This window comes from Streptomyces nogalater, from assembly GCF_039532885.1.
Taxonomy (GTDB): Bacteria; Actinomycetota; Actinomycetes; order Streptomycetales; family Streptomycetaceae; genus Streptomyces; species Streptomyces nogalater.
Genome location: NZ_BAAASM010000065.1, coordinates 41,398 through 59,492, shown reverse-complemented (window position 1 = coordinate 59,492; position 18,095 = coordinate 41,398). Strand labels below are relative to the sequence as shown.

Sequence of the window (18,095 nt, the reverse complement as noted above, 5' to 3'; positions counted from 1 at the left end):
TCGGGGTGGACGCCCCCTGGCCTTTGCGGCGTGATCAGCGATTTCTCCGTGAGTGTCGGTCTCTCGCACCCCGGGCGATGCGGAACAGTACGTTCGGACGCAGTGGTCCTTCGGGTGCGGTGGGGTCGTCGAAGTCGTCGGCCGGGTCGCGGGTCATGCCGATGCGGCGCATCACCGCCTGGGAGCGGTGGTTGGCGGACGTGGTGACGGCGAGGATCTCGGGAAGCCCGAGGGTGTCGAAGCCGTAGGCCAGGACCGCCAGCGCGGCCTCGGTGGCATAGCCCTGTCCCCAGGCCGAGCGGGCGAGCCGCCAGCCGATCTCCACTCCGGTGAACGGCATGCCGTCGTCCACCGGATCCAGGCCCGCGAAGCCGATGAACCGGCCCGTGGCCCGCACCTCGACCGCCCACCATCCATAGCCTCGCCGGTCGAAGTCTGCCTGGAACCGCGCCACAGAGGCATCGCTCTGGTCACGGGTGAGCAGGTCGCCCAGATGCTCTCGCACCTCGGGATCGGCGTTCATAGCAGCCCACGGTTCGAGGTCGGAGTCACGCCATCGACGCAAGGCGAGGCGATCGGTACGCAGTTCGGCCATACTGCCCAGCCAACGTGAGCCCTCCCCCCGATGCAATCCCCTTTCCGCGGTGCGGCACCTCACGCGGAGGAGACAGCGAGGGCGCGACCCGGTCTGTCGATCACTTGCCGGACAGGCGAAGATCTCCGGACCAGGTCTCACACCGGACACGGCCGGAGTCGAAGGCGATCTCCAGCGCGATCCGCCCACTGTCCGGTTCACTCTCTTCCTCGACCGCCAGTACTGTCTCGCCGAGGTGATCCGCGAACGGGCCCTCGCCGCAGATCGGCCCCACCTCGACGCGACCCGACTCCGCCATGTCGTATCCCGCGACGGGGTCCGACGTCTCCACGATCAGGCACCAGTCCGAACCGGTCGTGATGTGTGTGGCGACCGCCTCGCTGTCGATCAGCCACACGTCCAGCGGGCCGGACGGAGCCTGTGAGCCGTACAGGTGCCACGAGGCGACCACGTGCTCCAGACGGCGCCCGACCAGGTAGTCAGGACGCACACCGGCCCCGTGCAACGGACACTCGCTCACACTCTTCGGCTCCACCCGCCGACCCTACCCGTCAGGCAGACCGTCGCCGCACTCGCCGAGCGCGGGTACACCACCGTGATCGCCCCGCAGCCGCCCGACCGCGACTACCGCACGGTCATCGCCTGCCGCACCCCCGCCCAGCCGGTGCACAGCCCGGCCCTGGTCGCGCCTTCCGCCACCTGCGCCCCGACAAGACGGCCCACTTCCTGGTACGGGCTGACCGGCGCGGGCTTCCGCTTCGACCACGTCTTCGTCTCCACGCCCCACATGTCCCACGTTGCCGCCTGCGACTACCACCAGCAGGCCCGCGAAGCCGGACTGACCGACCACGCGGTCATGACCCTGCGCCTGGGCCTGCCGGTCACACCGAGCACGTGAAGGGGGTGAGGCTTCAGCTGAGGGTGCCTGATGACCGCGTACAGCCGCACAGGCTGAGCACCGGCGTTTCGGCCAATTCGCCCAGGGTGGATGCTCGTGCGCGGCAAGGGTCGGTGCACTGCGCACCTTCGGACAACCGCTCTATTCCAGCGCCCGTGACGCGACCGAAAGAGCGCGTGTTCGAAATCGCGGCGGCGTCGTTGAACACGCCGACACCATCAACACGCCTCGGGGAGGGAATACGTTGACGCAAGTCGAACCAGGCGGCGATGACACCACGAGCCCGCCGAAGGCCGCGGGCCAGGCCGGAATCTCGGACGCCGAGCGAGAGCTGTACGGGGGGCGTCTGCGCCATGACCAGTCCTACGTCCGGCACGCGGGGCCGCTGACCCGCCTGGGCTTCGGGCACATGGCGGCAGCGCTCCCCAGGATGGTCGGCTCGGTGCTGCGCACCGGCTGGGAGACGGACCGGCGGGCCCTGACGGGGGTGGTGGTCGCCCAGCTAGGGCAGGGCGTGACGGCCGGATGGGGGCTGATGGCGGTCAATGGCGTCCTCACCCGGCTGTTCGCCGACGGCCCGACCGCGGACAAGCTGCGCGAGGCGCTGCCGTCGCTGGCGGTGCTGGCGGTCGCGGCGGTGGCGACGTCGGTGCTGTCGGCGTGGTCGACCGCGATGTCGGGCCGGCTGGAGCCGCAGGTGGAGCGGGCGGTGTCCGCCCGGTACTACGCGGCCGTCACCCACGTGGAGGTGGAGGCCACCGAGCGGCCGGAGGTCCAGCGGGTTCTGGAGGCGGGGAAGTTCGGCACGGACTCGGCGCGCAGCATGCTCCGGCTGTCGGTGGGCGTGGGCAGTGTGGTGATCGGCATGGCGGCGGCCGCAGTCGTGCTGGCGTCGCTGCACTGGGCCTTGCTGCCGATGCTGCTGGCCATCGCCTTGCCCAAGGGGTGGGGTGCGGTCCGCTCCGCGCGCCGTGACTACATCTCCCGCCTGAACTGGGTCGACCACCGGCGGGCGATCGCCTCCCTGCTGGCCTACCTGACCCGCCCGCACGCCGCGGGCGAGATCCGGGTGCACGCCGCCGGTACCAAGCTGCTGTCCAGCTACGAGGAGATGTCGAAGCAGACGGAGATGGAGCAGCGGCGCCTGGCCCGGGCGCAGGCATCGACGGATCTGGTCGCGGGCGCGATCGCCGGTGTGGCGTCGCTGGCCTGTTACGGGGTGCTGTGGTGGCTGCTGGCCGGCGGCGGTCTGCCGCTTGCGGTCGGCGGTACGGCGGTGATCGCCATCCGCACCTCGACGGCACAGCTCACCTCCCTGGTACAGCAGGTCAACCGGCTGTATGAGGAGTTGCTGTTCCTCACGGACACCGAGGATGCCATCAAGGTGGCGGGCGAGAACGCCATCCCGTCCTCCGGTACGCCGCTGCCCGCACCGGTGCGGGAGGTGCGGGCAGAGGGGGTGTCGTTCACCTACCCGGGAGCCGCCTCCCCTTCGCTGAAGGGCGTGAGCGTGCGGGTGCCCCGGGGCAAGGTGACGGCCTTGGTCGGTGCGAACGGTTCGGGCAAGACCACCCTGACGAAGGTGCTGGCCGGGCTGCTGCTGCCCACCGGGGGAGACGTGTGGTGGGAGGGCGAGTCGGGTGAGCGGGTCGAGGTCCGGGAGGCCGACCGCGCCCAGGTCTTCGGCGCCGTAGGGCTGCTGGCGCAGGACTTCCCGCGCTGGGAGATGACCGCGGCCGCGAACGTGGCCATCGGGGCCGGTGACCGCCCCAGGGACATGGACCGCGTCCGCAAGGCCGCCCAGGACGCCGACGTGCTGGACCTGATCGAGGGCCTGCCGCACGGTTGGGACTCCATCGTGTTCAAGGGGTACGAGCGCGGTGTCCAGCTCTCGGGCGGTCAGTGGCAGAAGCTGGGGACCGCTCGAAGTCGGTACCGGCAGGCGCCGTTCCTGCTGGTCGACGAGCCCACCAGCGCCCTCGATCCGCATGCGGAGATCGCCGCGTTCCAGGGCCTGTGGTCGCTGGCCCAGGAGGGGCACGCGGTGGTGCTCGTCACCCACCGGCTGGCCGCGACCATGAACGCCGACCACATCTACGTCCTCGACCAGGGGCGTGTGGTCGAGGACGGCACGCACGAGGAGCTGATGGCCCGCGAAGGCGGCCTGTATCAAGGGATGTTCACCGCCCAGGCCGCCCAGTACGGGCTCGCGCCCGCGGTCGGCACGGTTCCCGGCCCCCGTGGCTCCCAGCCGCCCGACCACGAGACAGCGAGCTGACCCACCAAGCCCTGCCCGCAGCCCGCCCACACAGCCCGGCCCGCGCAGCACCCGCCCCCTACGTCGAAGGCGAGACGACGCTCATGTCCCCCAACCCCTGTGAGATCCGCAAGACCGTCGAGGCCGTATCTCGGCCGCCACCCTGACGAGCACCGAGCTGGGCTGGCCCACTCCGGCCCGTCGGACGGGGAGCCGATCGTGACGGCCGGCAGCGCCGGCGGCGAGACCAGGACACTCATCGCCGCATCGGAACCCGGCGTCGCGCTGCGGGGCAACCGGTCGTTCCGCGCGTACTGGGCCGGCGAGGCGGTGACCCTGGCGGGGACATCGGCCCACGGTGTCCCCCTCCCAGTGGTCGCGGTCCTGGAGCGGGGTGCCCGTGCCCGTCCTGTACGCGGTCGCGCTGCTGCTGGGACGCTGAGCGTGCTGCATCAGGCCGCGTCGGTCGCCATCAGCACGCGACACGCGTGTCGAGGCTCATGGGGGAAACACGCTAAAAGCTTTCCGTAAAGTTATACGGAAAGCTAAATCGGGGGTGCTGCGACTGACCCCGCAGGTGAGGTGGCTGCTGATGTCCGAGCGATTCCGGTCCCCCAGTATCTTTATCTTGAGTAAACCCATGAAAGGTGGTGCCAGTGGAGCCCGACCACGTTGACGAGATCATCTCGGCCTGGCGCGTCGAGATGCCGGAGATCGCCGGCCTCCCCCTCGAACTCGCCAAGCGCACCGCCCTACTGGTGTCGGCCTTCGAGCTGACCGCCGCCTCCGCGCTGGACAAGCTGCACCTCACTCAGGCCGAGTACGGCGTGCTCGCGACCCTGCGCCGGGTCGGCGCGCCGTACCGGCTCAAACCGACCGATCTGACGCAGGCACTGCTGTTGTCCTCCGGAGGCACCAGCAACGTGATCAAGCGGCTCGTGGCCGCCGGGTACGTGAGCCGGGAGGCCGACGCCGAGGACGGGCGGAGCAGCTGGGTCGAACTCACCCCGCTGGGGGTCGAGACAGCCGAAGAGGCGGTACGGGCCACCACCGCGGCCCACGCCCGCCTCGTCTCCCGGATACCCGACGCCACGGCCCGGGCCCTGAGCGAACACCTGCGTGTCGCCCTCGCCGCCGTCGAGGAAGGCGTGCTCATCCACCGGTGAGCCCAGCGGTGGTCGGCCCGGCCCTCGGCACGTCCGGGCCCGCCGCAGCCGGTGCTCACCTCCCCGGCGCCGGTTCGCGCAGTCGGTCGCGTACCGCTGCCGCGCGCTCCAGTAGGCGGGGCAGATCAGAGTGGACAAGCCTGCCGTCGCGTTTCATCACACGGCCGGCGACGAGCACCGTCTCCACGTCGCCCGGGCCCATGGCCGAGACCACCGTCCCCACGGCGTCGTACACCGGCGCCACCCCCGGCCGGTCGGCCCGCAACACCACCACATCCGCCTGCTTGCCCGGGGTGAGCGACCCCGTCTGACGACCGAGGCCCAGGACTTCCGCACCGGCGATCGTGGCGAACTCCAGCAGGTCCCGGGTCGTGGGCAGGGCGGCCGGCCCGTCCGGCCCCTCCCTCTGACCTTGTAGGGCCGACAGGCGCGCCACCTGAAACCCCGTGCGCATCGGGCCGAACAGGTCGGCCGCGGCGGCCACCTCGACGTCCGTGCTCAGACCGGGCCGCAGGCCCGCCGCGGCCGCCGCCCCGAAGGGCGGCAGACCGTGGCCCATGGTCATCTCGATCGCGGGCGCGATCGAGAGCGCCGCCCCGCTGTCGCGCATCAGCCGCATCTCGCCCTCCTCCAGGCCCGTGCCGTGGATGAAGACGGTGCCGGGCCTGAGTACGCCCAGCCGGCGCAGCCGGGAGACCGGCCGGCCGCCCCGCACGTGCAGGGCGGCCGGAATGGCCAGGTCCCGGGCCAAGGACCAGATCCGCCGGCTGTCGTCGTCCCCACCGCCGTCGGCGTTCACGGCCATCGTCACCAGGGCGTCGTCCGTGCCGAGACGGGTCTCGCGGACACGGCGGGCGTCCTTCGCCGGGCCCATCCCGTAGGCGAAGACACAGCGCACCCCCGAGGACTCCAAGGCGTCGAGGAGGGCGTCGGTGTGCTCGGGAGTGGGCTTGCCGACGCTCGAGACGTCCTGGACGGTGGTCACACCGGCGTCGAGGGCGGCCAACGCACTGAGCGCGTTGCCGACGTACAGGTCGTCCGGGGTCAGCCGGGGGCCCAGGGTCCCGAGGACGGTCTCGAAGTACTCCCCGAGCGTCTGGTCGGCTCCGCAGCCGCGCAGCACCGCCTGCCACATGTGCCGGTGCGTGTCGACGAAACCGGGGAGCACCAGGCGGCCACGGGCGTCGATGTGGTCGTCGACGTCCGCGGCACCGGCACCGGCGTCCGGGCCGACGGACCGGATGACGTCGTCCTCCACCAGAACGTCGGCGCACGGCAGTTCCCCGATCGCCGGGTCCATGCTCAGGACATGCCCGCCGGCGATGAGGGTACGGCGTCCGCTCACGCCCGCCCCCAGCCCTGCGGAGGTTCGTGGCGGCCGGTGCGCAGGATCCAGTACTCGCTGTTGCGGGTGCACAGCCGTTCGGATCGCACGATGCCGAAGGTGAGGATGTTGGTTTCGATCAGGGTGATCCAGTGGTCCCCGTCCGGATTGGCGGCCGGGGCACGCAGGGTGACCCACATTTCGACGGCCGCCCGGTCGCCGGTGACGACGGGGGTCCCCTGCCGGTAGCCGATGTCCGACTGCCCCGAGGTGACATCACGCCAGTAGCGTCCGATCGCATCCCGGCCCCGGTAGGTCTGGGACGCGTCTCCGGGCACCACCTCGTACAGGGCGTCGGGGGTGAAGAGACGTACGGCGGCCGCGGCGTCCTTGGTACGCCACGCCTCCAGGTAGGCGGTGGTCCACCGGGACACGAAGGCGCGGGTGAGTGCCTGGCTCCGGGGCTGCTCGCCGGACGGGGCGGCAACCGCCTGCCCGGCGCGGAACAGGGAACGGCGGGTGGGACGGGGAGTCATACGAGCTCGGCTTCCAGTCGGAGGGACGACGCCATCGCGGGACGCGTCCCGATGCCCGGGGCATCGAGGGCATGCCGGGTGGCCGCCGTGGTGTTCAGGGAGAAGTGAAGGGCCGGAACGCCCTCGTCCAGCAGCCGCGCGCACAGGCGTACGGCGGTGTCGCACAACGGGCCCGGGGGGCCGTAGGGCCGACGCGACGGTGATGTCACGGCCACCGCCGCCGTTCTCCAGAAGACCGCCGGTCGCAGCCGGTCGCGTGATGATGCGGGCATCTCCTCACGCTCCTTCGCCGGTCGGGCGAGGGCGGGTGCGTACGCTCAGTTCGATGCCGTCGCCCAGCGGAAGCCGCTGGGACAGATAGCCGTTCGCGGGCTCGCGGACGTACGCGACGAACTCCTCCGGAAGCATCGGCAGATTGTCGGAGACGATCAGTGCGCCGTCCGCCAGGGCCGGTTCGACAACCCGCAGAACCGGCAGGTACAACTCCTTCCAGCCGTCCAGGAGCAGCAGGCCGATCGGGCCTGGCAGGTCGGACAACTCCTCGCGGGCGTCGCCGGTGCGGATCTCGACGACGTCCAGCAGGCCCGCCCTCTCCAGGTGGGCGCCGGCCCGTCGGGCCTTGCCGCGGTGGAGTTCGGAGCCGACGACCCGGCCGGTGCCGTTGTCGCGCACCGCGGCGGCCAGGTACAGCGTCGAGGCGCCGAAGGACGTTCCGAACTCGACCACGAGCTGTGGGCGCGCGCCACGGACCAGTTGGTAGAGCAGCGTGCCGACCTGCGGATGGACCGGCAGGGCGGCCTCGGCGCACAGTTCGGCCGCCTCCTCGGGGGTGGGCGGCGCCGGCCAGGCGGCGGCCGTTTCGTAGGCACGGCGCATGACGTCGTCGTCATGCCGGGCGTCCCGGGCGATGTCGTCCAGTACGGCCGTGATCCGGGGGTCGGTGAACGCGTGGAAAACCGCCTGGGTCATCAGCCCTCGCCTCCCGCGGTGACACCGTCGACCAGCTCGCGGCGGATGTAGCTCTGGGCGTTGTAGATGGTGCGGTCGGTGTCGAGGATCTCCCGTCGGCCGTGCATCACGCGGGTGTTGTCGATGAGCGCGATGTCGCCGTCCTGCCAGTCGATGTCCTCGGTCAGTTCATCGGTGAGGGCCTTCAGCTCGGCCCGCAGATCGGCGGGGATCTCCTCGCCGTCCTGCAAAGTGATCCGGGGCATCTCGTAGTTGTACGACGGTCCGAAGATGCTGTTGGCCCAGGCGAGCCGGGTGCCGAACAGGGTGCTGTGGGCGGCACCGGTGGTGTACGCGTACCGGATCGCACCGTCCTCCTCCAGGGCCAGGCGCGTGTGCGGGTCCGCGCCGACCAGGGCCTCCATGTCGGCGAAGGTGATGTCGACCGGATCCTTGCGGCCCTCCAGCTGGTGGGCGACGAACGCCTTCCACTTGGCCTCCTCGACACGCCGCGTGTAGGTGATCGGGCTGCTGCCGAACACCTCACGGGCGCGCGGGCTCGACGCGTCCCACACCCGGTAGCCGTCGCAGACGGTGGTCTGCGAGCCCGCGGAGGCGGCCTTCTCACAGAAGAACCAGGTCAAGTCCGGGCCAAAAGGGCTGTTGCCGTTCTCCAGGTGCAGGCCGACGGCCGCGGTGCCCGCGTCGACCTTCTGGGCCACCTCGCCGCCGTGGAAGCTGCGGGCCGGGTCGAGCGTGATCCGTGCGGAGTGTGCCTTGACGAACACCGAGAACTCCTCCAGGTCCGTGCGGAACCCACGGAACAGCAGGAATCCGGAGTCCGCGAGCAACCCGGTGACCCAGGAGGGGTCGAGGGCGCCGAGCGAGTCCGTTCCGCCCGCGAGAACAAGCTTCCCGGCCGCCGTGCCGTAGGGGCGGACCTCGGCGCTGCTGGTCATGCTTCTGCTCCTTCGATGGCTCCGTCGGCTTCGCCGGCGTGCAGCGTTCCGTTGACAAGGTCGTACTGGACGGTCTTCCTCATGGGCCTGCCGGTGACGGTGAAGTACCGGCGGTACAGCGTCTCGGAGGCGGCGACGATGTGCGGCCGCGCCACCCGTTCCACCTGCGACAGGTGCTCCTCGCCGAAGGCGCGTACGGCCTTCTCGGCCTCGGCGGGATCGACCGAGCCGTCGACCAGGAACAGGCCGTGCAGGGCGGTCAGGCCGTCGCCGACCACGGCCACCGCCCGGACGAACGGCAGCCGCGCGTACTGGGCCTCGACCCACTCCGGGGCGACGTTGCGGCCCGCCGCCGTCACGATGACGTTCTTCTTGCGTCCGGTGATGCTGATGAAGCCGTCCTCGTCGATGTCCGCCAGATCGCCCGTGTGCAACCAGCCGTCGGCATCGAGAACGAGGCTGGAGGGGTCGTCGCGGGTGTATCCGGCGAACAGCGAGGTGCTGTTGACCAGCAGTTCGCCGTCGTCCGCGATACGGACGGTGACGTGCGGCAGAGGGCGCCCCACCGTTCCGGTCCGGCGGGCGGAGGGGGTGTTCCAGCTGACCACGGAACTGTTCTCGGACAGTCCGTAGCCCTCGTGGACGGGAAGCCCGTACCCCTCCAGGCGGCGCAGCAGATCCGGGTGGACAGGTGCGCCGCCGCAACAGACCAGCGGTGCCTGGCCGGTCCCGAACAGGGCCGTGACGACGTTCTCGCCTCCGCCGAGCGCCGTGTCCGCCCGGACGGCGAACGCCTCGACCAGCGCCGGGGTGGCGACCATCGCGGTGGGCCGGGCCGCCGCCACGTGGGGCAGGACGTCGGCCGGTGCCGCCGCCGCGGTGCCGACCAGCGGCATGTCCTCGGGCAGCAGCACCAGGGTGCCACCGTCGAGGAGGACCAGGTACAGACCGGTGACCTGCTCGATCAGCAGGCTGAACGGCACGACCGACAGATAGCGGGTGAACGCTCCCTCGGGCATCACGGTACGCAGCGAGGTCAGCAGAGCCTCCAGGCCGTGGGCCCGGATGCGTACGCCCTTGGGACGCGAGGTGGTGCCCGACGTGTGGATGACCTTGCACTCCCAGTCGGCCGCGATTTCCGGATCTCCGAGGGCCGAGAGGCGCAGGGGCGCGTCGGGCACCGGCCCCTCGGCGGTCACCGTCACCAGGGGGCAGTCGACGCCGAGGACCCGCCGCCTGCCCCACTGCTCCAGCCGTTCCTGCCCGGCCCGGTCCACCAGGCAGAGGTCCACACCGTCCAGCAGTCCCGCGGCCTGCTCGGCGGAGAAGGCCAGCGGGACCGGCACCTCGACCGCCCGCTGGGCGATCAGCGCGAGGTCGGCGACCACGAACTCCGGGGTGTTCCCACAGACCACGCCGACCCGTGGGGCCCGCCCGTCGACGGGGCGGAGCCATCCGGCGAGGGCCTGGGCGCGCCGGCTCACCTCGCGGTAGCTCAGGCTTCTGACCGTTGTGCCGCCGGGGCCCTGCACTTCGACCAGCGGGCGGTCCGACTCCGCTGTCCGGACGAGTGCCTCTTCAACGAGTCGCATGCTCGGCTTCCTCGAACTCGGGGACACGGAATTGCAGTTCGGTGACGGTGTAACGGCCGGTGGCGTCGGCGAACAGCCGGTGCAGGGAGTTGAGCGGGATGACCCCGACGGTGGGTTCGTGGGCGTAGTACGTGCCCCAGCGGCCCAGTTCCTCCGGCTCGATCCGGCCGGGGTCCGCCGGCCCGATCGGCACGAACGCGATCCCGACGCGGTGCAGCGTGGTGACCAGGCTGCGCGTAGCGGTGCACAGGATGTACTCCATCCCCAGGCACCAGGACATGATGGGTGTGACGCGGATGAGTTCCCGGCCGATGGTGCGCCGCGCGCTGGCCAGCGCGCCGACCTCGACGACCCGGCTGCGGTCGGCCGAGGTGCCGAGGGCCGCCTTGATGGCACCCTCGATGTCGGTATCGAGGTACCGCTCGGAGAACAGGGGACGGTCGGTGCCGAAGGTCAGCCCGGCACAGGCCACGACCTCGCCGTCTGAGCCGGTGTCCCCGCTCGGTCCGGCAACGATGAAAAGGTCGGGGTTCGGGACCACGTCCGCCTCGTACGACGTGGCGTACACCTGGTGCGCAAGCTCCGCTGCGGTCTGCCACTGCCGGGTCGACCGGCGGGCAAGGGCGATCTGCACGCTGTTTCTCCTCTCCCTCGGCCGGACACCGTCACTTGGTGCCTATGACCAGGGACACGGAGGACGGCAGCCGGATCTGCTCGACGCCGCCGAGCCCGGCGTCCGTGAGCCAGCCGGAGATCTCGGGGAAGCTGTAGGTGCGGTCGCCCGAGCAGGCGAACATCGCGAGGCTGAACGCCGCGTTGTGGGCGTCGAGTTCCGCACCGCGCACGTCTTCCAGGATGACGATCCTGCCGCCGGGGCGCAGCGCCTTGGCGGCGCGGGCGATCAGGTCGCGGTTCTCCTCGTCGGTGTGGTTGTGCACGATCTCGAAGAGGAACACGACGTCGTAGTCAGAGCCGAGGTCGCCGCTGAGGAAGCTGCCCCGGCGCAGGGAGACGCGGTCGGCGAGACCGGCCTTCTCGATGGCCGATCCGGTATTGGCGAGTGCCTCGTCCAGGTCCATGATCGTCGCCGTGAGCCGAGGGTGTCGCCGGCACATGGCCATGGAGTGCAAGCCGTGCGAGCCGCCGAGGTCGAGCAGCCTGCGGGCGCCCTCGGGCAGCTCGACGGCGTCCACGATGGAGTCCACCGTCAGCCGTGACTTGATCTTCATGTACTCGGAGAAGTCCCGCCCGGCGTCGGGGTTGTTCTCCCAGCGCTCCCACAGCGACTGGGCGGGCTTGCCGTCCCGGACGGCCTGCGGCAGCTCCCACATGACGTTGATCAGCTCGTACGCCCACAGCAGCGCGGGGGTGAAGTCGTACTCGCCCTGTCCTCCCAGCCAGCGCTCGGCGAGCGGACCGTTGCGGTAGCGCCCGTCCTCCAGGGCGAGCCAGCCGAGTACGGTGACCACGTCGGCCACGGCGCGGATGCCGTCGGCCGTGGCGCCGGCCGCCTCGGCGAGTTCCTCGGCACCGAGCGGACCTCGCTCCTCCAGGATGGTGAAGAGGCCGAGCTTGGCCGCGGTGGTCAGCGCTGCGTAGTGGATGGTGCCGCCGATCACCTCGTCGATCGGGTTGCCGGTCAACTGTTCGTCAGTGGTGGTCTGGAACATGAGGGAACCTCCTGTTGCGGGCAGGGTGGTCGCCGCGTGCGAGGGCACACGGTCGTCGGCGTGGCGGTACGCGGATGCTCGGTGGTGCGGGCGCGGGTGGCATGCCTCTGGCCGCTGTGCGTGTTGGGGCGGCGAACGGCTGTACCGCACCCGTGAGGGGCGCGAGCAGCTCTCACGAGACTGATGTCGACACGGAGCATGCCGGCGTGGGTCACCGTCGCCGGTCGGAGCACGGTGTGTGCGAGGGCGCGCGGCCCGGCTCAGGGCACGGGGCGTTTGCGCAGAGACCCGTCAGCGGTGGGTGAGAGGTGGCCTCCGCCGGGCCCAGGGCCGGGCCTGTTCCAGCTGGGCCGCGAGGGCGAGCAGGGTGTGCTCGTCCCCGTACCGGCCGGTGAACTGCACGCCGACGGGCAGCCCCGCCGCGTCGTGGTGCAGCGGTACGGACATGGCCGGCTGGCCGGTCAGATTGGCCAGTGGTGTTTCGTGGGCGAAGGCCAGCGCCCGGGCGAGCTGCTGCTCGGGGTTTCCGTGCGCGCAGAAGCCGAGGGGCGGTGGCGGGGACGCCGTGACGGCCGAGATCAGCACGTCGTAGGAGTCGTGGAAGGCGGCGAGGGCTCTCGCGGTGCGCTGGAGATGGCCGATCTGGAGCAGGTAGTGCGCGCCCGACAGGGAGCGGCCCCGCTCGTAGAGCCACCAGGTGAGTTCCTCGACGGCTTCCGGTGTGGGGGTACGTCCGGCCACAGCGCTCTGGGCGGTGACCGCGGAGGATACCCCGGCCGCCCAGACGTCGAGGAACGCGTCGGCGACATCGGGCATCGCCGGGGCCGGCGCGTCCTCGGTGACCGTGTGTCCGAGGTCCGCGCAGAGCCGGGCGGCCTCCAGGACGGCCTCGGCACACGCGGCGTGCAGGGTGGCGGTGCCGGCACGTGTGGTGAAGGCGATGCGCAGCCGGCGCGGGGGCTCGGTGACGGCGTCGCGGAACGGGCCGGGCGGCGGTGGCGCCGGGTAGGGATCGCCAGGGGCGGGACCCGCGATCAGGTCCAGGGCCGCCGCGCTGTCCCGTACGGAGCGGCTGACCACATGCTCGGCGGCGAGCCCGTTCATGAGGTCTCCCACCTGCGGGCCCAGCGGGGTGCGGGCCCGGGTGGGTTTGAGGCCGAAGACTCCGCAGCACGCGGCCGGGATACGGATGGAACCTCCGGCGTCGTTGGCGTGGGCGACCGGTACGAGGCCTGCCGCAACGGCCGCCGCGGCGCCGCCGCTGGACCCGCCGGAGGATCTGCCGAGGTCCCACGGGTTGCGCGTCGGACCGTGCTGACGGGGTTCGGTCGTGGGCAGGACACCGAACTCGGCCGAGTTGCTCCGGCCGAGGATGAGCAGTTGGCCGGCCTTGAACCGCTCGACCAGCGTGCTGTCCTGGTCGGGGACGGAGCCCGCCAGCAGACCGGACCCTTGCGTGGCCTCCAGTCCGGCGCAGGCTGCCCCCAGGTCCTTGAGCAGGAAGGGCACGCCGGCCAGTGGCCCCGTTGCCTCCGATCCGGTGAGCGCTCTGCGGAACTCCGGGTCACCGGCTTGCTTGCGGGCCCGTTCGTAGTCGGTGATGGCCACCGCGCCGACCGTGGCGTTCGCCGCCTCGATCCGTCCGATCGCAGCCTCGACCAGTTCCTCCACACCGATCTGCCCCGTGCGGACCAGATCGGCTTGGGCGTGCGCGTCGAGCCATGCCAGTTCCTGCCAGTCAGTCATCGCCATGTCCCCCCACATGCTTGACTGCGGTGTCGTGCCCGGTGATCAGGTGGACGCGCCCTCGAAGGCCACGGCCTGACGTCCGGTCAGGAAGACGTGCGTGGTTTCGGCGATGCGACGGCCCAGGGCCTCGGCGGTCCGCAGGTCGCCGGCGCCCGGCGTGACGTCGGGTCCCTCGTCGTTGTTGGCCTGCGACATGGCGCCGAGCCAGCTGCCGAGCCGGTTGATGTCCTCCGGACTGCCCGTCGAGGTGTTCCAGCCGCCGTACTCGGCGAGGCCGACCCAGATCATGCCGTGCTGGGCGGCGAACAGAGCGATGTCGAACAGCGTGTTGAGCTTGTCGCCGGACATGTTGCCGCTGTTGGTGAAGCCGCCGGCGATCTTGTTCTTCCAGCGGAGGTTGTCTCCCCAGACCTTGCTCGTGGCCTCGATGAAGGCGCGGAAGACGGCACTGCTGCCGCCCATGTAGGTGGGCGTCCCGAAGATGATCGCGTCGGACTCCTGCAACGTCTGCCACAGCTCGTCGGTCAGCTCCGCGAGCGAGACGAGCGTGACCTGGGTGTCCGGGACCTTCTCCGCCCCGGCCGCAACGGCAGCTGCCTGCTTCGCTGTGTGCCCGTAACCGCTGTGGTACGCCACAGCCACCTTGGCCTGCATGAAGTCCCCCTTGTGCGGCAGCGCCTGGAGCGGCAAGTTACTTGCCTATAAAGCATCTTGGAAAGCTTTGACGGCAGAAACTCTACCCAGGCGCCGAGCCGGAAGGCAAGCAGCTTCGGACAGTCGACACGCCGTGCCCCGCACCCGGTCCTCTCCTACGTTTCTCCGCGAGAAGCGATACGGCCGGCCGCGGGGTGCAGGCGCTCGACAAAGGGACTTCACACCCCGCCTCCCTCCAGCCAGCGCGAGGGAGGACGGGCCGTGACGGGTCCGGTGGAAGCGGCCTTTCCTGATCCGTGCGAAAAAGGGAGGCGGGGTGGCCGCCGTGGTAGGGGTGTACTCGCCGTACATCCCTGTGGAGTGGCCGACGTGGGCCGGTCGCGACGGCCGTTTCGGGGCTTCACAGTGCCCCCTCATCTGAACGAGAGACGACTGACATGGCATTGGTCCTGGTGACCGGGGCATCCAGCGGGCTCGGGCGCAACACAGCGCGGGCGCTGGCCGACGCGGGACACGACGTGGTCGTGCACGTCCGCGCCCCGGCCCGTCTCCGTGACCCGGACGGCACCGCCCGGTGGAAAGGCGTCGTCACCGGGGACCTGGCCGACCCGGAGGAGATGCGCGGCGTCGCCCGGCAGGCCGGTGAGTTCGGCCGTTTCGATGCCGTCATCCACAACGCCGGCGTCCTGCGCCCGCCCGAAGCGGTCACCGTCAACACCATCGCGCCCTACGTGCTCAAAGCCCTGATGGAGAAACCGGGCACCCTCGTCTACCTCAGCAGCTCCATGCACCGGACGGGCACGACCGACCTGCGGGGGCTGACCGGCGGCACCGCTTCCCACGACGACAGCAAGCTGTGGGTCACCGCTCTCGCCCTCGCCTTCGCTTCCCGCTGGGAAGCGACCGCCAGTCACGCAGTCGATCCGGGGTGGGTCCCCACCCGCATGGGCGGTGCCGGCGCACCGGACGATCTGGCCGCCGGTCACCGCACACAGGTCTGGCTCGCCACGCACCACGACGTATCCCCGCACACCGGCGGCTACCGGTACCACCAGCAGCCACAACCCCCGCGCCCCGCAGCGGCCGACGAGGGTTTCCAGGTCCGGCTCATCGCCGCTCTGGAGCGCCACACGGGCGTTCCGCTCGGCTGAGCGGTTCCCGCGAGACGGTGACCTCGGCTCCTACGCGCCCTGGGGGCCAACTGGTCCTGTACTACCGCGATGTCCCCTGCGCCGACGGCATCGTCATCCTCGGCCACCTCGCCGACGACCGGGACATCGACCGGCTGGCCGCTTCCTCCGAGGTGACCATCGAAGCCGTCCGCCGACCGGCCCGTACCGCCGCGCACCGACCCGCCTGAAACCCGAAACCCGGCAAGGACCCCCGCATGCCCACCGCCTCGGAACCCCGGCAAGCTGCCCTTCGTCGTCTGGGTGCTCGCCGCCGGCACGTTCCTGATGGGAACCACCGAGTTCGTCATCGCCGGACTCCTCCCGGAGATCGCCTCCGGCCTCGGCGTCGGCGTCTCCCATGCCGGTCTGCTTATCACCGTTCGCGATCGGCATGATCGTCGGCGGCCCCGTCATACCCCTGGCCACCGGCATGTTCTGGGCCGTCGGCTTCGTCGTCGCCACCCGACTACGGCGGCTCCCGGCACCTGGGCTCCCAACAGGCGGGAACCGCCGCCGTGGTCCGCTGGTTCCACTCCCTGCGGTAGGCGGGCCGGCTGTCACTCCGGACGCGAAGGCCGCGTCGGCCACCACATCACCATGGGAGCAGGTGCCTAAGAGCAGCGGCCGTACGGCGCAGGCGGAGGTCCACCGAGGAGTGCCCGCTTCGGTCAGCGGCGCTCGGGTTCCACCGGGAGCCACAGTTCGGCGTCGGCCTCGGTCCGCTCCGGCGACAGGCGGGTGCGCAGGATCTCGGGGCCGGGGCGGCTACGGTACGGATTCGACGGGAACCACTCGGTGAACACGTCCCGCCACAGCTCTTGGATGGCCTGTGGGACCGGTCCGGAGGCCGTGAAGACGGCCCAGCTGCCGGCCGGCACGTCGAGCGTGGTCGTACCCGCGGGCGCGGCCGCGGAGGTGATCACGCCGTGGTAGTAGTCGAGTTCGGTGTTCTCGGCCCGGTGGGGGCTCAGGTCGTCGCAGACCGCGATGATGCCGTGCGGCTCCTGGTCCGACAGTTCCTCCAGGAGCGTCAGGGTCCGCGGGGCGATTCCCCGGACGAAGTCCGAGATCGCCCGGTTGGGCCCGGTGTGCACCAGCGGTACCCGGGTCTTGAGTCCGACGACGGTGAAGTCCGCCTTGTCCACGACGCGGTAGCGCATCGTGCTGCGCCCCTCGATGGCGAGGCGGAAGGCCATCCTGGGCTGGGAGACGAGCGCGGCGCCGGTACGGCGTGCCTCGCCCGGCCCGATGCCGTGCATGGCGCGGAACGCCCGCGCGAACGCCTCCCCGGAGCCGTAGCCGTAGCGCACCGCGATCGTCAGCAACGTCTCACGTCCCGCGAGGACTTCGGCCGCCGCGAGGGTGAGCCGGCGGCACCGGATGTACTCCGACAGCGGTATGCCCGCGAGCGCGGAGAAGATCCGGCGCAGATGGTACTCCGAGGTGGCCGCGACGCGTGCCAGCTCTTCCACCTCGATCTCGCGGTCGAGATGGCGCTCGATGTGCTCCAGAGCAAGATTCAGCCGCTCCAGCATGCCCGGTCTCCTTCCTCCGGCGTCCACCACGCCGTACCCGATGCCGAGGGGCGCATCCTGACCTGGGCCGCTGGTGCTTCCGTGATCTCGTCCCGCATGGTGTCATGAGGCTTGGCCGCTCGGCCCACGGCCGGTGCCGTCCCCGTCCGGACCCGGGGTGGCGAGCCCCAGGCCCCGACGGATCGCGATCTCCACGGGCGAGTACGCGCCGTCGGCCCGCTTAAGTTCGTACGGAGCGGCCGGCATCAGCGGCGGCTGGGCCATGAAACGCGGCCGGACCCCATGGTGTGATTGCGCCGCGTGCACCAGGAACGGATGGCACAGGAAGACGTCACCCGGGGACCCGGTGGCGAGGGCGACTGGCCGGTGCTCGGACGCTGCCACCAGATCGGGGGCGAGTGTCAGCCCGCTCGCCCCCTCTTCGCCGTACTTCTCCAGCACTTTCGGCACATCGAGGTGGGAGCCGACCCGGATCCGGGTCGGGGCGTCGTCCTCACCGACCTCGCTGAACAGGAACAGCATCAGCAGCGCCCGGCCCCGGGACCGCAGATTGGTGAAGTACCACCTCTCACCCTCCGGCAGATAGCTCCCCTCGATGTGCCAGCCCGCGTCGTCTGGCTCCTCCTCGTGCGGGAACCGCAGCGGGAACGTGCCCAGCGAGTAGCGCGGCTCCCAGCGTCCCGCGCCGACGAGCAGGTCGTACGCGCGGTGCAGGGCGGGGGAGTTGGGCGCGGCGGCGAACGGCCCTTGCGCCATGCCGGGCACCCAGTGCACGGGCTGCGTCCACGTTGCCGGGTCGTCCGGGTCGCAGCCCGCCTCCCGCCACAGCAGCCGCGCGCAGTCCATGGCCACACGCTGCGCGACGGCGCCCTTCAGCTTGACGAAACCGTCGCGGAGGAAGCGGGATACCAGAGTCGTGTCATCCATGCCCCCATCGTGCGGCGGCACCGGCCCCGACCACCCGACATTCTCCGCACCGTCTTTGTCGGGTGCGGCCGCCACCGCAGGATCCTGGAACCGGCCGGGCCTGAGCCGAAGGG

At 71.0% G+C, this 18,095-nt stretch carries 19 protein-coding genes and 1 pseudogene; 6 read left to right on the top strand and 14 right to left on the bottom strand.

Going from position 1 to position 18,095, the window contains the following annotated elements; all coding sequences use genetic code 11:
• Positions 1 to 34: 34 nt before the first annotated feature.
• Together ABD350_RS33000 and ABD350_RS32995 are read right to left on the bottom strand one after the other, a co-directional pair.
• Positions 35 to 595: a GNAT family N-acetyltransferase gene (locus ABD350_RS33000; RefSeq protein WP_344352654.1), complete on the bottom strand. Its 561-nt coding sequence runs from the start codon at positions 593 to 595 to the stop codon at positions 35 to 37.
• Positions 596 to 695: 100 nt separating this feature from the next.
• Positions 696 to 1,085 carry a hypothetical protein gene (locus tag ABD350_RS32995; RefSeq protein ID WP_344352653.1) on the bottom strand — a complete coding sequence of 130 codons (390 nt, stop codon included), beginning with the start codon at positions 1,083 to 1,085 and terminating at the stop codon, positions 696 to 698.
• Between the two features lie 105 nt (positions 1,086 to 1,190).
• On the opposite strand from ABD350_RS32995, the gene ABD350_RS32990 reads away from it, so the two are divergent.
• The 3 genes from ABD350_RS32990 (at position 1,191) to ABD350_RS32980 (ending at position 4,916) form a co-directional block, all read left to right on the top strand.
• Positions 1,191 to 1,493: a hypothetical protein gene (locus tag ABD350_RS32990; protein WP_344352652.1), complete on the top strand. Its 303-nt coding sequence runs from the start codon at positions 1,191 to 1,193 to the stop codon at positions 1,491 to 1,493.
• A 244-nt stretch (positions 1,494 to 1,737) separates the two neighbouring features.
• Positions 1,738 to 3,771, top strand: a complete 2,034-nt coding sequence (locus ABD350_RS32985; protein ID WP_344352651.1) for an ABC transporter ATP-binding protein — start codon at positions 1,738 to 1,740, stop codon at positions 3,769 to 3,771.
• 635 nt (positions 3,772 to 4,406) lie between these two features.
• Positions 4,407 to 4,916, top strand: coding sequence for a MarR family winged helix-turn-helix transcriptional regulator (locus tag ABD350_RS32980; RefSeq protein WP_344352650.1), 510 nt, complete (start codon positions 4,407 to 4,409; stop codon positions 4,914 to 4,916).
• 55 nt (positions 4,917 to 4,971) lie between these two features.
• Here ABD350_RS32980 and ABD350_RS32975 read toward each other — a convergent pair whose 3' ends face one another.
• The 10 genes from ABD350_RS32975 to ABD350_RS32930 all read right to left on the bottom strand — a co-directional run bounded on the left by ABD350_RS32975 (position 4,972) and on the right by ABD350_RS32930 (position 14,348).
• Positions 4,972 to 6,261, bottom strand: coding sequence for an amidohydrolase family protein (locus ABD350_RS32975; protein WP_344352649.1), 1,290 nt, complete (start codon positions 6,259 to 6,261; stop codon positions 4,972 to 4,974).
• On the bottom strand, positions 6,258 to 6,776 hold the full coding sequence (locus ABD350_RS32970; RefSeq protein WP_344352648.1) for a nuclear transport factor 2 family protein: 519 nt from the start codon (positions 6,774 to 6,776) through the stop codon (positions 6,258 to 6,260). Before ABD350_RS32970 ends, ABD350_RS32975 begins: the two co-directional genes overlap by 4 nt.
• The gene (locus ABD350_RS32965; protein ID WP_344352647.1) at positions 6,773 to 7,048 is read right to left on the bottom strand and encodes a hypothetical protein; all 276 of its coding nucleotides are present in this window, start codon (positions 7,046 to 7,048) and stop codon (positions 6,773 to 6,775) included. Before ABD350_RS32965 ends, ABD350_RS32970 begins: the two co-directional genes overlap by 4 nt.
• Positions 7,049 to 7,052: 4 nt before the next feature.
• Positions 7,053 to 7,745: an O-methyltransferase gene (locus tag ABD350_RS32960; RefSeq protein ID WP_344352646.1), complete on the bottom strand. Its 693-nt coding sequence runs from the start codon at positions 7,743 to 7,745 to the stop codon at positions 7,053 to 7,055.
• Positions 7,745 to 8,683: a TauD/TfdA family dioxygenase gene (locus ABD350_RS32955; RefSeq protein ID WP_344352645.1), complete on the bottom strand. Its 939-nt coding sequence runs from the start codon at positions 8,681 to 8,683 to the stop codon at positions 7,745 to 7,747. Before ABD350_RS32955 ends, ABD350_RS32960 begins: the two co-directional genes overlap by 1 nt.
• Positions 8,680 to 10,275 (bottom strand): AMP-binding protein, encoded by a 1,596-nt coding sequence (locus ABD350_RS32950; RefSeq protein WP_344352644.1) that lies wholly within the window; start codon positions 10,273 to 10,275, stop codon positions 8,680 to 8,682. The genes ABD350_RS32955 and ABD350_RS32950 overlap by 4 nt, the downstream gene beginning before the upstream one ends.
• Positions 10,262 to 10,909: a thermostable hemolysin gene (locus ABD350_RS32945; protein WP_344352643.1), complete on the bottom strand. Its 648-nt coding sequence runs from the start codon at positions 10,907 to 10,909 to the stop codon at positions 10,262 to 10,264. The genes ABD350_RS32950 and ABD350_RS32945 overlap by 14 nt, the downstream gene beginning before the upstream one ends.
• A gap of 31 nt (positions 10,910 to 10,940) precedes the next feature.
• Positions 10,941 to 11,945, bottom strand: coding sequence for a methyltransferase (locus ABD350_RS32940; protein WP_344352641.1), 1,005 nt, complete (start codon positions 11,943 to 11,945; stop codon positions 10,941 to 10,943).
• Positions 11,946 to 12,236: 291 nt separating this feature from the next.
• Complete coding sequence (locus tag ABD350_RS32935) at positions 12,237 to 13,691, bottom strand: amidase (RefSeq protein ID WP_344352639.1); 1,455 nt, start codon at positions 13,689 to 13,691, stop codon at positions 12,237 to 12,239.
• Between the two features lie 45 nt (positions 13,692 to 13,736).
• A complete protein-coding gene (locus tag ABD350_RS32930) occupies positions 13,737 to 14,348 on the bottom strand; it encodes a flavodoxin family protein (protein WP_344352660.1) in 612 nt (203 codons plus the stop codon).
• A gap of 437 nt (positions 14,349 to 14,785) precedes the next feature.
• Between ABD350_RS32930 and ABD350_RS32925 the strand changes: the two genes are divergently transcribed.
• The 3 genes and pseudogenes from ABD350_RS32925 to ABD350_RS38095 form a co-directional block, all read left to right on the top strand.
• Complete coding sequence (locus ABD350_RS32925; RefSeq protein WP_344352638.1) at positions 14,786 to 15,499, top strand: SDR family NAD(P)-dependent oxidoreductase; 714 nt, start codon at positions 14,786 to 14,788, stop codon at positions 15,497 to 15,499.
• 17 nt (positions 15,500 to 15,516) lie between these two features.
• Positions 15,517 to 15,708 (top strand): cyclophilin-like fold protein, encoded by a 192-nt coding sequence (locus ABD350_RS32920; RefSeq protein ID WP_344352636.1) that lies wholly within the window; start codon positions 15,517 to 15,519, stop codon positions 15,706 to 15,708.
• A gap of 97 nt (positions 15,709 to 15,805) precedes the next feature.
• Positions 15,806 to 15,935 (top strand): annotated as a pseudogene (locus ABD350_RS38095) (MFS transporter); the annotation flags it as partial.
• A 253-nt stretch (positions 15,936 to 16,188) separates the two neighbouring features.
• Here ABD350_RS38095 and ABD350_RS32915 read toward each other — a convergent pair.
• Together ABD350_RS32915 and ABD350_RS32910 are read right to left on the bottom strand one after the other, a co-directional pair.
• Positions 16,189 to 17,055, bottom strand: coding sequence for an AraC family transcriptional regulator (locus tag ABD350_RS32915; RefSeq protein WP_344352634.1), 867 nt, complete (start codon positions 17,053 to 17,055; stop codon positions 16,189 to 16,191).
• A 102-nt stretch (positions 17,056 to 17,157) separates the two neighbouring features.
• Positions 17,158 to 17,982, bottom strand: a complete 825-nt coding sequence (locus ABD350_RS32910) for a phytanoyl-CoA dioxygenase family protein (protein ID WP_344352632.1) — start codon at positions 17,980 to 17,982, stop codon at positions 17,158 to 17,160.
• Positions 17,983 to 18,095: the final 113 nt, after the last annotated feature.